The organism is Chitinophaga sp. YR627 (genome assembly GCF_900114995.1).
Taxonomy (GTDB): Bacteria; Bacteroidota; Bacteroidia; order Chitinophagales; family Chitinophagaceae; genus Chitinophaga.
The window spans coordinates 555,417-569,183 of record NZ_FOUX01000004.1; the positions used below are offsets into that span (position 1 = coordinate 555,417).

Here is a 13,767-nt window from a genome sequence, read left to right on the forward strand (position 1 = left end):
TTTGGAGATATAAAAAAGGGTTCACCGATGGTGAACCCTTTTTTATTGCGGTTGTTTTTAGTTGTTGGTTGGGATTAGAGATCGGAGATAGGGTTTTGGCGGAAGAAAGCTCTTTTCATGGCGGCGTATTCGGTGTCGTCGCGAAGGCTTTCCTGGTAATATTTATTCACAAGGAATTTTGCATAATGCCTTACTTCAACATCCTCATCAGAACATTTTTTAGCGATACTATACAAATCCTTTACTATTTCAAATAATTCTTCTTATATCGTTGATTACACAGTTCACATGACAGCAAAAGATTATTCCAATCATATGACAACCAAAAATACCCTGGTTTGTTCAACGCTTCTTCATGCTGCACCCACGCTGACTTAGGTCTGTAGTGCTCAACATCGCCATAACTGGTATGACTGATTTTAGATTCACAAAAGCAACACTTATGCCCTTGTACATCTAAAAGAGACGATTTTACATCATCATGTGCATAAATGGTACTATCAAAATCTGTCTTTGATTTAAAATTACGTTCTCCTTCTTCATATCGTGCTATTAATGCAGCAGTAGCTTCCTGACCTTTTTTTTGGAGTACAATGGGTACGGCGACAGATGCCTTCCTTACAATTTGTATCATTTATTCATTATTGTCCTTTTTCCCTTTAAAGTAAGAAGCTGCATTTCTAATAAAGGCCATCGCTTCAATATCCAGAGGATTTTCAGCAGTAGGTAAAGAATAGACTAGTTCATTTAGCTCATTTAGTCTTTTCTCCTCTTCAACAGATCGATTACCTTTACTAATTAAGGCAACGCGCTCTTCCATTTCTTTTGTTATTTCTGGATTTCTGGCACTTTCTAATCCGAATAAGTCACTTGTAAGTATCTGATCTATCCTCCAGTTTCTGACATTCTTTACTTCATTATCTATAATGACGGTATTCCCCTCTTTCCGAAGCACCACAATATTAGCATCTTCAGGGGCGGCTTGCACTATCAATGGGCTATGAGCGGTCACAATAAATTGAGTTGCGGAAAATCTTTCTGAGAGATATTGAAAGATATTACGCTGCCATTTGGGATGAAGATGTAAATCTATTTCATCAACCAACACTATTGCGGGTTCTGGTAATGGATTATCGCTATCATGATAACGCGCGTACATACGTGCTGCAAGATCTACTACCCATGCAATCATAGATCTATATCCGAGACTAAGTTCATGAATATTAAACCAACCAAAGTCTGTATGGAATAATAATTCTGGTACTAATTGATCCTTTGTGGGCTCACTGAATATGATATCATCAATATCCGGCAATAATTCAATAAGCGTAGATATCACCTCCGCTCTCTTTTTCATTGCCAGTTCTTTTATTCCAGAATCTCTGCTGGCAGCATAATCCAGCTGTAGTAACCATTCTTCTGCATTGATCAATGCCTCATGATCATCAAACAATGTTGTTGCATTTTTTGAAAGAAAATCATCAGCTAATGCGCCCCGTCCCATTATACGATTTGCTCCGTATGAGAAAACCATCCATTTATCGGCAAAAGAGCTATCAACTTTTTGAAGCCATACAACTGCGTTTCTTGTATTACCATCTGGTAATTTCACTGGCACTACAGTATAATCTTTTCGCAAAGTAAATCTTGGTTGCTGGTTAAAATCACTTAGTGAATCATCAAAGAGCTTTACAGCGATTTCTCCACCATATTTTCTCATATTTTTATCCAGCTCAGAACGTTTTAACCGAATACTCAGCTCTCCCTTATCATCAAATGATTCATACATCTCAAAACTCGCCAGCGCCTGCAACAAAGTCGTCTTCCCCACACCATTATCCCCAAGGATAACCGTCCATCTCTTCCAGTCACTTTTATCTTTATTCAAAAAGTTCAAAGTAACCGGCTCCCGGAAACATTTTACATTTTCCAGCATCAACTCTGAAAAATAAACGCCTTTAGTCTCTTTTGCAGTCATAAAACAAAAATAACCCTTTGAAAACACACTCATCAAACACACCTACCAATAAGTGATAATTTACCTCAATTTCTTTATACTCCAGCTCCCTTATCCCCTAATTTCCCTCCATTTCCATATTTCCCTTACTTTCGCACACGAAACCTGTCACAATGAAACTCAACAGATACATCGACCATACCGTTCTCAAACCTACCACTACCCTTGAAGACATCAAGACGCTCTGCATGGAAGCGGTAGAATACGATTTTGCTGCAGTATGCATACCTCCGCCTTTCGTCAAAATGGCAAAGACCTTCGTAGGCAATACAACAACAAAAGTGGCGACTGTAACCGGGTTCCCATTCGGTTATTCTGCGATTGAAGCAAAGGTGGCTGAAACCATCCTGGCGATTGTAGATGGTGCTGACGAGATTGATATGGTGGCCAGCATCCTGGCGATCAAAAATAAGGACTGGGCATACCTGGAAAAAGAGATCGCTACCATGATGGCGGTGATCCGTCAACATGGCAAGGTCATTAAAGTGATCATTGAAAGTGGCATATTATTGGAAGAAGAGATTGTACAGTGCTGCGAACTGTACGCCAGATACCAGGTGGATTTCGTAAAGACCTCTACCGGGTATGCCGAAAAAGGGGCGACCGTTGCCGCAGTATCACTCATGAGGGCGAACCTGCCGGCAAATATTCAGATAAAAGCTTCCGGCGGTATTCGTACCTTTGACTTTGCAAAGGAGCTGATCGACGCAGGTGCCACAAGGATCGGGACGAGCAATGGCGTGGCCCTCATGAAGGGATAAAAGTATGAATATGAAACACTTAATATTATTATTCTCCGGATTGCTGATCGGAGGCCTGGCTATGGCCCAGGACGGACCTATTGCCAGTAGCGGCGGCGTAAAAGTGGTAAAAGACAGTCGTCTGGACCTGCTGATCAGAAAACAGATCTACATCAACACCCTGGCTATCCGTAACCAGCCGGGCTTCAGGGTACAGGTCATTTCTACCAACAAAAGAAATGAAGCCAATGATGTAAAGGCACGTACCATGCAGTTATACCCTGATTACCGTACTTATCTGGATTACCAGGCCCCTTACTTCAAGGTGCGCGTAGGTGACTTTAAAACCCGTGAAGAAGCCACTGAGCTCAGAGAGAAAATGAGCACCAGTTTCCCGGGAGGCGTATTTGTTGTACCTGCCATTATTAATCTGTCACCTGAGAAAGAAGCCGGTAATGAAGAATCGTATTAAAGAACTGGCGCAGCAATATGCGCCGGAGTTCGTTGCTATCCGCCGTCACATTCACGCTCATCCTGAATTATCCTTCCAGGAATATGAAACATCCAAATTCATACAACAGAAACTGGACGAATTCGGCGTATCCTACACTGCTGGTATTGCCGGAACCGGCATTATCGCTACCATAGCAGGTAAAAATCCATCTTCCAAAACCATCGCGTTACGGGCTGATATGGATGCACTCCCTATCACCGAAGCGAACGATGTACCTTATAAATCACTCAATACAGGCGTCATGCATGCCTGCGGGCACGACGTACACACTACCTGTGTACTGGGCGCTACCCGCATCCTGCAAGAGCTGAAAGATGAATTTGAAGGTACTATCAGAGTGTTGTTCCAGCCAGGTGAAGAAAAACACCCGGGAGGAGCCAGCCTGATGATACAGGATGGAGCACTGGAAAATCCCCGCCCTGACGCGATACTGGGTATGCACGTGCAGCCAAGTATGGAGGCAGGTAAACTCGGCTTCCGCGCCGGACAGTACATGGCCAGCGCTGATGAGATCTATATTACGATCAAAGGAAAAGGCGGTCACGCAGCTTTACCTCACCTGACAGTAGATACCATTCTCGTGGCATCTCACCTGGTGGTAAGTCTGCAACAGGTGATCAGCCGTAACAATAATCCGTTTTCACCGTCCGTGCTGAGCATTTGTGCTTTCAATGGCGGTTATACAACAAACGTCATCCCCAGTGAGGTAAAGCTCATGGGTACTTTCAGGGCGATGGACGAAACATGGCGCTTTAAAGCGCATGAGATCATCAAAAAACAGGCGACCGAACTGGCGCATGCGATGGGAGCGGAGATCGATATTGAAATACTCGTAGGTTATCCCTGCCTGTACAATAACGAGGCTGTAACCGGCAAAGCACGCGGTCTGGCAGAAGATTATCTGGGCCTATCCAATGTAGAAGATACAGAAGTACGTATGGGTGCAGAAGACTTTGCCTTCTATTCACAGATCGTTCCAGCCTGTTTCTTCCGCTTAGGTACTGGTAATATCTCCCGTGGTATCACCTCCGGTGTGCATACGCCGACCTTCGACGTAGATGAAAATGCCATCGAAGTAGGTATTGGTACCATGGCATGGCTGGCCACCCAATTCTGATACAATAGCTTATTATATTGAGAAAAGCCGTTCGCATATGCGGACGGCTTTCTTTTTATCTAAACTAAAGTAACCAAAGAGGTCCGCTGGAAAGCAGACCTCTATCAACATAGCCTTTTTGTCTTATCGTTATAAAAAAAGTTTATCTGATCTTTTTGATAGATGCTGCGGATATGCCTTCCATGCGGAATACAGCCAGGGTCTCTATGTCCATCTGTACATCCTTATAAGGCACATTGTAAGACTCCACAGCACTGTTTTTACCTAAAGTAACCTGCAGAGAATCTACTTTGCTATAGTCTCCCTCTACCTTCAGTTCGCAGCCATCTCCTCCGCTGACAGCCAGCTTGCCCAGTTGTACATCGATGATATGAATACCGCAGCCCTCCTTTGCAAGAACGTTTAGTACCGGCTGATTGAACTGCTGCAGAAAAACCGAACCTTCTTTTAATATTACATCAGTGACATCTGTACACTCCAGAACGCTTACGTTATGTTTGTTCAAATTGAGAAACAGCGTATCATTATGATATGAATACATAAACTTGCCATTCTGGTCTTCTCTAAAGACCACAACATTTTTGTCGGCTTTTATAACCGGTAAATGGCTGTCACGTGGTCCTTCTAATACCAGGACTTTGAATGGTTTTAAATCCAGTCCTGTTCTGGGCTTATTCACTTCCATAGTTATAGGACCTTTACCACTGTAGCCCCTTTTAAAATTTGCCCACATCACACTATTTGCGATCAGCATTAGCAGCACAAGAAAGCCTGCAAAAGCGATTAATAATTTATAACTGGTCTTCATGACTACCTTTTTAATGAATTACCTGAAATGAGATTTTTTAAACTTCTCGTAATGCGTCTTTAGTTCATCCAGCTCCAGGTCCAGCAGATATATACTGCGGAAGAACTGTGGCAGCTCATTCGCCAGGAACTGCTCCTTTTTCAATTGCTTGATCTTCTTAGATGCACCAGCTGCGACGAAGTAACCAATCCCTCTTTTATTATAGATGATCTCGTAGTGCTGCAGATATTCACAGGTGCGCATCACCGTATTGGGATTCACTTCCAGCTGCACTGCCAGTTCTCTTACCGAAGGAATTCTGTCCTCTGGTTTCCACTTGTCAAGCAATATCTGCTCGCACATGTAGTCGGCGATCTGGAGATATATAGCCTGCGTATCTTTGAATTCCATAAATGATCTTTTTAACCGGTACTACTGATTATATTTCCTTGTCTCTCAGCCTCACATATGCCAGCGTCCATAGGATAGGCGGTAGTAAGTATTGTGCGGCGAATCTGAAAATCTGCTGCAACGTTTCTGGTATGATCAGCAAATCATGCACTTCCCCCTCAGCTGTTACGCCTTTTTGTATCTGCACAACGATAAACGGAAAGTGAGAATACCATTCATCGAGTATTTTACCAAAGAACAGTAATACAAAAAGTGTATTCACCAAATACAGACAAAACAGAAAAACAGCCAGCAGAAAAATAGTTTTTATGAAACTATATTTTTGAAAATACACTGCTCCCAGTAACATAAATGCCTGTGCAACGAACCAGATGGAATAGAAATATTGCCAGGGAGTATCAACTGCAAATTCCTTTAGGTCGTTAACAATATGTACGGACTTTTTGGTATAGATGATAAAGTCCATCATCTGATAAGCCAGATAGAATGCCACATGATAAAGCAGGAGGAAACCAACAGTAGTTACCAGCAACGTACTGATGAATTTTTCCAGGTGTGAGGCCGGAAATAGCAGGTAGTCAATGCCCTGCTGCTTATTACCCAATTCTGCGAAACAAAGACTGGTGAAAATAAGACCGGTAGCATACATCCCGATAAAGAACACAGGCATTAATCCACTGGCCTTAATAGAGAAATTATCAGTAGTAGACAACAGCAGTAATGCCAGGGAAAGTACTGTCAGTACAATAACAGACATACCGTACAGGCGGTAGTTATCCTGAAGATGTTTCCTCATATACCACCCGAAACGAACCGGGCTAAATAAATTATTCGCTTGCATAAGGGTTAGTTAAAGATTTGTGTGATGCGCTCAGGTTTATCCAATACAGCATTGAACAACAGTTCCATGTCAATCTTGCTATGCTGCGCTCCTTCATTCGGTGTGATAACAGCATGACCACGGATAGAACTGTCTGAAAACAGTACTTTATTCGTATCCGCAATGTTGGTCACAGTACTGAATAATAGTCTGTCAGTCACTGTTTCGACATCCTGTCTGAAGATGATCTTGTGATTGTCGATGATCACAATACTATCGATCAGGTTGTCCAGATCACGGACCTGATGCGTAGAGATCATGATGCATTTTTCATCGCTGACAGCCGCCGCGATCACTTTACGGAACTGGCTCTTGGAAGGGATATCCAGACCATTGGTCGGTTCATCCAGGATCAATGCTTTTGTGTTGGATGCCAGTGCAAAACTGATCAACACTTTCTTTTTCTGACCATAGGACATTTCTGTCAGTTTCTGGTCCATGGGAATCTGGAACTCTTCCAGATAATTGTAGAATGCCTTCTTATCAAACAAGGGATAGAAAGGGGCATAGGTACTTACGTAACTCTTAATACTCACCTGTGGCAGGTAGAACTCTTCCGGTACCATAAAGATGTTCTGTAAAAACGCCGGTTGGCGATAACGTGATTCAAAGCCCAGCACCTTACAGTGACCGGCATTAGGGAACAACAACCCTGCAATATGCTTCAGCAGACTGGATTTACCCGCACCATTCTTTCCCAGCAAACCATAAATGTGACCAGCCTCCAGCTGCAGATTCAGGTTCTCGAACAAAGGCTTGTTCTTCCGATAGCTGAATGATAGATTCTGGATGGATATCATAGATTAGTGATTTAGTGTACTACTTACCTAGTACACTGTAAAAGTAGGAATGATTTTCAAATTGCAAAATGTTTTTTTCAGCGTTTGGGGAGAACAGAGATAAAAACAGTTGATATTCAGGCTTTTTTAGGGATTTTATTTTTTCCAGAGCGGAATAGCGGGGCAATACCGGGACTATCTACTCAATAACAAGGCATACATAATGAGTAAATGCTGGTTTAATCTTGACTTTGTCGGTTAAATTCTACACATTAAGACTTTTTTATAAGCTATATTTGCTTTCATGGTTTACATTTAAATCTATCCCCTATGAAAGGCCCTATAGCAGCCGTGCTTTGTTTAAGCCTTTTATTTTCAGCGATTACGGCATCTGCACAGTTCGTGAAGACGAAAGACCTGGAGAAGATGAAAAAGCGAACAAGAATCATTGTGTTGAAAGAAAAACCTGATAAGAAGATCCTAAAGCAACTCGCCCGTACTTCCCCTGAAATGGCAAATGCTTACAAGCAGGCGATCAGACAATTAAATCAGGATTTCCCTGAAGCAGTCAGACAGTTTTGGACAGTGAACAGTGGCGCTACTATTGAAGTACGCACCGAAAAAGAAATTGAGAAAATCCGTAAAAAGAGTGACAGAACCAGTATCGTGATGGATTGCCAGTCACTCCATGTGAAACCTGGTGTGAAAAGCCGTTACTCCAAACTGACACGTACCTACACCTCCGGACTAAGCTGGCAGAAAGATCCGAAAGACCTCAGTATCCCGGTTATCAGTATGACCTTTATTGAGAGCGACCTGCAGTATCCTTTCTACATCCAGAACATGTCCGATCAGTTCCCTGATTATATCGATCTGGCAGTAGGATTACGACTGGCCACCTTTGTATTTAATGAGCAACTGGAAGGCAAAACATCTACTGTTCTTCAGAAAGAGATCAAACACAATGCAGTACTGATGAAGGGTAAGACCCTGGTACTCTGCAAAGACTGGCTGGATGAAACATTCGAAGCCAATGTGGCGAAGAATGACTACCCCTTCCCGATTAAATACGTGAGTCTCGAAGAACTGGAAAACCTGATCCGCAAAGACGTCTACGACAGTACAGTCGTTGCCTACGTCCCGGCCGGCGTATTCTCCACCTTCGATAAAAACGCTCCCAGTATGGAAGTCCATGTACCGGTTGTTTTTGATCCGGCGAATGGTATGCCCCTCTGCCACTCCGATATCAGTCATGAAATGTTCCAGGCATGGGGCTTCTCACTGATCCCGAGAATGGGCAAGACAGTAGTGGGTTTCAAGAAGATCAGAAATGAGGATATCAGACATTTTGCAAAGTCGATCACCGAAGGAGAAGAACAGGAACAAATGGGACTTAATAATTAAGAATTAAGAATTAAAAATTAAGGATTAAGAATTAGCCATCTACATATAGGCTGACATATAAACAAAAAAGCTGCGGAAATCAACCGCAGCTTTTTTGTTTATTCTACTTACTAACCTTATTTAAGAATCACAATTAATCAAAACTCAGTTCATTAACAACAATTCTTAATTTTTAATTCTTAATTCTTAACTGACTACAGTTCAGGATACAGTACGAACTGTTTCATGAAGTCATTCACTGCTCCTCTTACACTGTTGATACGAGCTTCGTTATCAGCATCCATCAGCAGTTCATCGATCCAGGAAACTACCTGACCCATGTGCTCTTCTTTCATACCACGGGTGGTGATAGCCGGAACACCTACGCGGATACCGGAAGTAACGAATGCAGATTTATCATCGAATGGTACCATGTTCTTGTTGACAGTGATGTCAGCTTTTACCAGTACCTGTTCAGCTTTTTTACCAGAGATATTCTTGTTACGCAGGTCGATCAGCATCAGGTGGTTATCAGTACCGCCGGAAACGATCTGGTAACCTTTCTCAACGAATGCTTTAGACATTGCCTGTGCGTTTCTGATGATCTGTTTAGCATATACATCGTACTCGTCAGACAGGATCTCGTAGAAAGATACTGCTTTCGCTGCGATCACGTGCTCCAGCGGACCACCCTGAATACCAGGGAATACGGCTGTATCGATCAGAGAGCTCATCATACGGATTTCACCTTTTGGTGTTTTCAGACCGAATGGATTTTCAAAATCCTTACCCAGCATGATCATACCACCACGAGGACCACGCAGTGTTTTGTGCGTAGTAGTAGTTACAAAATGACAATGCTCGAACGGAGAGTTCAGCAGACCTTTTGCGATCAGACCAGCCGGATGTGCGATATCAGCCAGTACAAAAGCACCTACCTGGTCAGCGATCTGACGGATACGTTTGTAATCCCAGTCACGGCTGTAAGCAGAAGCACCACATACGATCAGTTGCGGTTTTTCTTTCAGCGCGATCTCTTCCATCTTATCATACTCGACAAGACCAGTTTCTTTATCTACGCCATAGGAGAATGGCTCATATAATTTACCGGAGAAGTTTACAGGAGAACCGTGTGTCAGGTGACCACCCATGCTCAGGTCCAGACCCAGGATCTTGTCGCCTGGTTTCAGGATCGCCAGCATGACAGCAGCATTTGCCTGTGCACCGGAGTGCGGCTGTACGTTTGCATACTCAATATTAAAGATCTGTTTAGCTCTGTCGATGGCCAGTTGTTCACTCTGGTCAACAATTTCACAGCCACCATAATATCTGCGCCCAGGATAACCTTCTGCGTATTTATTGGTCAGAACGGTCCCCATAGCCTGAATAACCTGCAGGCTGGTAAAGTTTTCCGAAGCGATCAATTCTATACCATGACGCTGACGTTCCAGCTCCTGGCTGATGATATTAAATATTTGCAGATCTCTTTGCATTGTATGAAACTTTGAAAATTTGCTGCAAAGGTAATCGAATTTGTGAATAGTGCATAGTCAATATCAGCTATTCAATAGTTTTTTTTGCTACAAAAAGACAATACAATAGTCATAAACACTAGAAAACTATATTTGCCATAGACAATAATTGTTATATCTTAAGACAGTCCGATGATTTATCTCCCCCAGTCTGGCCTAACATCCTGTACTTCAGCCCTATGGACTATTTTCAATTTTTGTTCTACCTTCACGCCCTCGGTACGAGAACGAGATTATTAAACCTAACCTGCGTACATGAAGGCCATAATACCTGTAGCCGGTGCCGGCACCAAGCTACGACCTCACACATATACACAGCCGAAAGCATTAATTCCCCTCGCGGGCAGAACGATATTAAGTATTATCATTGACCAGCTGGTAGAAGCCGGCATCAACGAATTTGTATTTGTCATCGGATATCTGGGCGATAAGATCCAGCATTATGTGCAACAGAAATATCCTCACCTGACCTGCCATTTTGTGCAGCAAAACAGCCGTGAGGGTACCGGACATGCGATCCTGCTCACCAGACAGGTCGTACAGGACGATGAAATCCTGATCGTATTGGGAGATACTATCTGCGAAGGCAATTTCCAGGAACTGATCGCTGCACCTGTATCGATGCTGGGTCTGAAGAAAGTGGATGACCCGCGTAACTTTGGTGTGGCCGAACTGAATGAAGATCACAATATCGTCCGCGTGGTGGAGAAACCACAGATCCCTAAGTCCAATCAGGCCCTCGTAGGGGTCTATAAGATAAAAGAGACGCCACAGTTATATGACTGTCTGGAACAGAACATCCTGCATCAGAAGAAATCGCATGACGAATTTCAGCTGACGGACGCTTTACAGTGTATGATCGAACACGGCGTGACCTTTAAGACCTTTAAAGTCACCAACTGGTTCGACTGTGGCCGTAAAGACACCCTGCTCGAAACAAACGCTATCCTGCTCAGCAAATACAAAATGGATAATAATCCGGCTCAGGCTTATGAGAATACGATTATTATACCGCCTGTTAGTATTGCAGAAGGATGCAGCATCAAAAACTCAATTATCGGCCCGAACGTGGCCATAGGCGATAACACTGTGATCAATTACTCTATCGTTAAAGACTCTATCATCGGCTCATTCAGTAACTTATATGAAGTGGTACTGAAATCGTCGCTGATCGGTAGTGATGCGAATATCCGCGGTTTGAGCCAGAGCCTGAACATCGGGGATAATACGGAGATTGATCTGGGTTAAATACTCCTCTTCATCCCAGGCTGATAGTCAAGACCTATGTCTGCTGTCTGCCTGGGATTTTTCCTTATTTTCATTCCATGAACCGTATCACCCAACTATTCCACATTCAATACCCCATTATCCAGGCAGGCATGATCTGGGCCAGCGGCTGGAAACTCGCCAGTGCTGTCAGTAACGCAGGCGGCCTTGGATTAATCGGCGCCGGAAGCATGTATCCCGACACACTCAGAGAACATATCCGCAAATGCAAACAGGCGACCGACAAACCCTTCGGCGTCAATGTCCCCTTGCTCTACCCGGATATCAATCAGCTAATAGACATCATTATTGAAGAAAAAGTCCCCATTGTATTTACCTCCGCCGGCAATCCAAAAACCTGGACACCTGTATTGAAAGCAGCGGGCATCACTGTTGTACATGTAGTATCAAGTGCCTTCTTCGCAGCTAAAAGCGAAGCAGCCGGTGTAGATGCAGTAGTAGCAGAAGGCTTTGAGGCCGGCGGACATAACGGGAGAGAAGAAACTACAACAATGGTGCTGATCCCTGCTGTATGCGAACAGGTAAAGATCCCTGTCATCGCAGCAGGTGGTATCGGTTCAGGAAAAGCAATGACAGCTGCATTCGCATTAGGAGCTGAAGGCGTACAGGTTGGCAGTCGCTTCGTAGCCTCTCCGGAAGCCTCCTCTCATCAGCAATTCAAACAGGCGATACTCGATGCAAAAGAAGGTGACACCATGCTGACCATGAAAAAGCTGACACCTGTAAGATTATTAAAAAACAACTTCTTTCAGAGCGTTAAAGAGGCTGAAGATAAAGGCGCCGATCCGGAAATACTAAAGACCCTGCTGGGTCGCGCACGCGCCAAAGCTGGTATGTTCGAAGGAAATATGGAGGAAGGAGAACTCGAAATCGGGCAGGTAAGTGCATTGATCCATACACTTAAACCTGCCGGAGAAATCGTTAAGGAAATATGGGATGAGTTTAATCAGACCATCCGTAAACTGAACAGTTAACGCTGTACGTTACGCCTTTCTACTTACCCATTTCAACGCCTCTTTCCACGTGATCTTCTTACCATACATCAGTATACCGGTACGATAGATCTTACCAGCCATCCAGGTGGTAAACAGAAAACCTACGATCAGTAAACTCATGGACAAAGCCAACTGCCAATATGGTACTGTTCCCGGCACGCCATAAGGAATACGGGCCATCATCACCATCGGAGAGGTGAAAGGTATGATACTGCCCCAGAACGCAACCGGCCCTGAAGGATTTTGTACTGAAGAGATCATCACCATAATACCAATAATGATAGGTAAGGTGATCGGGAAGGTCAATGCCTGCGCATCTGTAGGGTCTTCATTCACCAGACTACCTACTGCCGCGAATAACGCAGAATAAAACAGGTAACCGCCCAGGAAATAGAATACAAAGCAGGAGATTACAGCGGTCCAGTTCACACTACCCACGACAAACTGGATCTTCTCGATCGCTTCTACCATAGCAGCATTACTACCACCCTGCATCATCGTATTGCCTTCATTCATGGCAGCGACCGCATCACCGGAAATAAATAATGGTAATATCAGTTGTACACTGACGATCAGCGCGACCCATATAAGAAACTGCAGGAGTCCGACAGCCGCAATACCAATGATCTTACCCATCATCAGCTGGAAAGGTTTTACACTGGAGATCATCACTTCTGCAATACGGCTCACTTTCTCTTCCATGACACCACGCATGACAGACATGCCGAAAAACATCAGGATGATATAGATAATAAAACCGCTGGCATATCCTACGCCGTAAGCAACAGCAGCACTTCCTTTCTGTCCTTCATTACCGGTCCTGAATTCAATACTGATATCCGCTTTAGCGGCTTTTAGTTGTGCGGCATCTATATTCGCTTTCTTCAGACGCTCTTCTTCTATGAGGTCATTGATCCTGCGTGTGAGCTTACTTTCGACAGAAAGGCCCGGCTGTGCATCACTGTAATAAGTTACGCCAGATGGACGCTCAATATCCAGTTGCGGAATGTACAGCAGACCGGAATAACCATATTCTGCATATTTATGCTGAAAAGAGTCGACGCTCGTATTCTCAAGGTACTTGTAATACACACCCTTGTCATCCGGGAAACGGTTCATGAACAGGTGACTGTCATCAATCACTGCTATACGCTTTTCTTCCTTTGAGTTGGTGGCTATCAGGATAGGCACAACGATCATTGCAGCGAAGAACAAGGGTACAAGCAGGGTAACGATCAGGAAAGAACGTTTCCTTACACGGGTGATAAATTCTCTTTTTATAATGAGCCAGATTTTGTTCATAAAAACAAGCGGGAGTTGCGATG

Annotated in this window: 14 protein-coding genes; 6 read left to right on the forward strand and 8 right to left on the reverse strand. The window is 43.7% G+C overall.

Translation table 11 applies throughout. The annotated features are described in order from the left end of the window. Window positions 1-244 precede the first annotated feature (244 nt). Window positions 245-634, reverse strand: coding sequence for an HNH endonuclease family protein (locus tag BMZ72_RS22805; protein WP_089812008.1), 390 nt, complete (start codon window positions 632-634; stop codon window positions 245-247). Next, entirely contained in the window at window positions 635-1,978 is a 1,344-nt protein-coding gene (locus tag BMZ72_RS22810; RefSeq protein ID WP_177222901.1) for an AAA family ATPase, read from the reverse strand. A gap of 152 nt (window positions 1,979-2,130) precedes the next feature. Between BMZ72_RS22810 and deoC the strand changes: the two genes are divergently transcribed. The 3 genes from deoC to BMZ72_RS22825 are packed head-to-tail and all read left to right on the forward strand — an operon-like array spanning window position 2,131 to window position 4,388. Further along, window positions 2,131-2,778, forward strand: a complete 648-nt coding sequence (gene deoC / locus BMZ72_RS22815) for a deoxyribose-phosphate aldolase (RefSeq protein WP_012794847.1) — start codon at window positions 2,131-2,133, stop codon at window positions 2,776-2,778. Between the two features lie 10 nt (window positions 2,779-2,788). After that, complete coding sequence (locus BMZ72_RS22820) at window positions 2,789-3,229, forward strand: SPOR domain-containing protein (RefSeq protein WP_177222902.1); 441 nt, start codon at window positions 2,789-2,791, stop codon at window positions 3,227-3,229. Beyond that, window positions 3,213-4,388 carry a M20 metallopeptidase family protein gene (locus BMZ72_RS22825; protein WP_089812011.1) on the forward strand — a complete coding sequence of 392 codons (1,176 nt, stop codon included), beginning with the start codon at window positions 3,213-3,215 and terminating at the stop codon, window positions 4,386-4,388. The genes BMZ72_RS22820 and BMZ72_RS22825 overlap by 17 nt, the downstream gene beginning before the upstream one ends. Window positions 4,389-4,530: 142 nt before the next feature. On the opposite strand, the gene BMZ72_RS22830 is transcribed toward BMZ72_RS22825, so the two are convergent. The 4 genes from BMZ72_RS22830 to BMZ72_RS22845 are packed head-to-tail and all read right to left on the reverse strand — an operon-like array spanning window position 4,531 to window position 7,266. Continuing rightward, window positions 4,531-5,196, reverse strand: coding sequence for a hypothetical protein (locus BMZ72_RS22830; protein WP_089812012.1), 666 nt, complete (start codon window positions 5,194-5,196; stop codon window positions 4,531-4,533). A gap of 18 nt (window positions 5,197-5,214) precedes the next feature. Then, a complete protein-coding gene (locus tag BMZ72_RS22835; RefSeq protein ID WP_089812013.1) occupies window positions 5,215-5,586 on the reverse strand; it encodes a GntR family transcriptional regulator in 372 nt (123 codons plus the stop codon). Window positions 5,587-5,614: 28 nt separating this feature from the next. Next, window positions 5,615-6,382, reverse strand: coding sequence for a hypothetical protein (locus tag BMZ72_RS22840; RefSeq protein WP_089812014.1), 768 nt, complete (start codon window positions 6,380-6,382; stop codon window positions 5,615-5,617). Window positions 6,383-6,432: 50 nt separating this feature from the next. Then, window positions 6,433-7,266 (reverse strand): ABC transporter ATP-binding protein, encoded by an 834-nt coding sequence (locus tag BMZ72_RS22845; protein WP_089812015.1) that lies wholly within the window; start codon window positions 7,264-7,266, stop codon window positions 6,433-6,435. A gap of 309 nt (window positions 7,267-7,575) precedes the next feature. Here BMZ72_RS22845 and BMZ72_RS22850 point away from each other — a divergent pair, with 309 nt between their 5' ends. After that, entirely contained in the window at window positions 7,576-8,649 is a 1,074-nt protein-coding gene (locus BMZ72_RS22850; protein ID WP_089812016.1) for a hypothetical protein, read from the forward strand. A 194-nt stretch (window positions 8,650-8,843) separates the two neighbouring features. Here the strand turns inward: BMZ72_RS22850 and glyA are convergent, their stop codons facing one another. Continuing rightward, complete coding sequence (gene glyA, locus BMZ72_RS22855) at window positions 8,844-10,121, reverse strand: serine hydroxymethyltransferase (RefSeq protein WP_089812017.1); 1,278 nt, start codon at window positions 10,119-10,121, stop codon at window positions 8,844-8,846. A 294-nt stretch (window positions 10,122-10,415) separates the two neighbouring features. Here glyA and BMZ72_RS22860 point away from each other — a divergent pair, with 294 nt between their 5' ends. Together BMZ72_RS22860 and BMZ72_RS22865 are read left to right on the forward strand one after the other, a co-directional pair. Then, window positions 10,416-11,408: a sugar phosphate nucleotidyltransferase gene (locus BMZ72_RS22860; RefSeq protein ID WP_089812018.1), complete on the forward strand. Its 993-nt coding sequence runs from the start codon at window positions 10,416-10,418 to the stop codon at window positions 11,406-11,408. Window positions 11,409-11,485: 77 nt separating this feature from the next. Then, window positions 11,486-12,421 (forward strand): NAD(P)H-dependent flavin oxidoreductase, encoded by a 936-nt coding sequence (locus BMZ72_RS22865; protein ID WP_089812019.1) that lies wholly within the window; start codon window positions 11,486-11,488, stop codon window positions 12,419-12,421. A 9-nt stretch (window positions 12,422-12,430) separates the two neighbouring features. On the opposite strand, the gene BMZ72_RS22870 is transcribed toward BMZ72_RS22865, so the two are convergent. Beyond that, window positions 12,431-13,744, reverse strand: a complete 1,314-nt coding sequence (locus BMZ72_RS22870; RefSeq protein ID WP_089812020.1) for an ABC transporter permease — start codon at window positions 13,742-13,744, stop codon at window positions 12,431-12,433. Window positions 13,745-13,767: the final 23 nt, after the last annotated feature.

Coding starts and splice junctions, on each gene's coding strand:
- BMZ72_RS22805 (WP_089812008.1), bottom strand. CDS start 634: ATGATACAAATTGTAAGGAAGGCATCTGTCGCCGTACCCATTGTACTC.
- BMZ72_RS22810 (WP_177222901.1), bottom strand. CDS start 1,978: ATGACTGCAAAAGAGACTAAAGGCGTTTATTTTTCAGAGTTGATGCTG.
- deoC (WP_012794847.1), top strand. CDS start 2,131: ATGAAACTCAACAGATACATCGACCATACCGTTCTCAAACCTACCACT.
- BMZ72_RS22820 (WP_177222902.1), top strand. CDS start 2,789: ATGAAACACTTAATATTATTATTCTCCGGATTGCTGATCGGAGGCCTG.
- BMZ72_RS22825 (WP_089812011.1), top strand. CDS start 3,213: ATGAAGAATCGTATTAAAGAACTGGCGCAGCAATATGCGCCGGAGTTC.
- BMZ72_RS22830 (WP_089812012.1), bottom strand. CDS start 5,196: ATGAAGACCAGTTATAAATTATTAATCGCTTTTGCAGGCTTTCTTGTG.
- BMZ72_RS22835 (WP_089812013.1), bottom strand. CDS start 5,586: ATGGAATTCAAAGATACGCAGGCTATATATCTCCAGATCGCCGACTAC.
- BMZ72_RS22840 (WP_089812014.1), bottom strand. CDS start 6,382: ATGAGGAAACATCTTCAGGATAACTACCGCCTGTACGGTATGTCTGTT.
- BMZ72_RS22845 (WP_089812015.1), bottom strand. CDS start 7,266: ATGATATCCATCCAGAATCTATCATTCAGCTATCGGAAGAACAAGCCT.
- BMZ72_RS22850 (WP_089812016.1), top strand. CDS start 7,576: ATGAAAGGCCCTATAGCAGCCGTGCTTTGTTTAAGCCTTTTATTTTCA.
- glyA (WP_089812017.1), bottom strand. CDS start 10,121: ATGCAAAGAGATCTGCAAATATTTAATATCATCAGCCAGGAGCTGGAA.
- BMZ72_RS22860 (WP_089812018.1), top strand. CDS start 10,416: ATGAAGGCCATAATACCTGTAGCCGGTGCCGGCACCAAGCTACGACCT.
- BMZ72_RS22865 (WP_089812019.1), top strand. CDS start 11,486: ATGAACCGTATCACCCAACTATTCCACATTCAATACCCCATTATCCAG.
- BMZ72_RS22870 (WP_089812020.1), bottom strand. CDS start 13,744: ATGAACAAAATCTGGCTCATTATAAAAAGAGAATTTATCACCCGTGTA.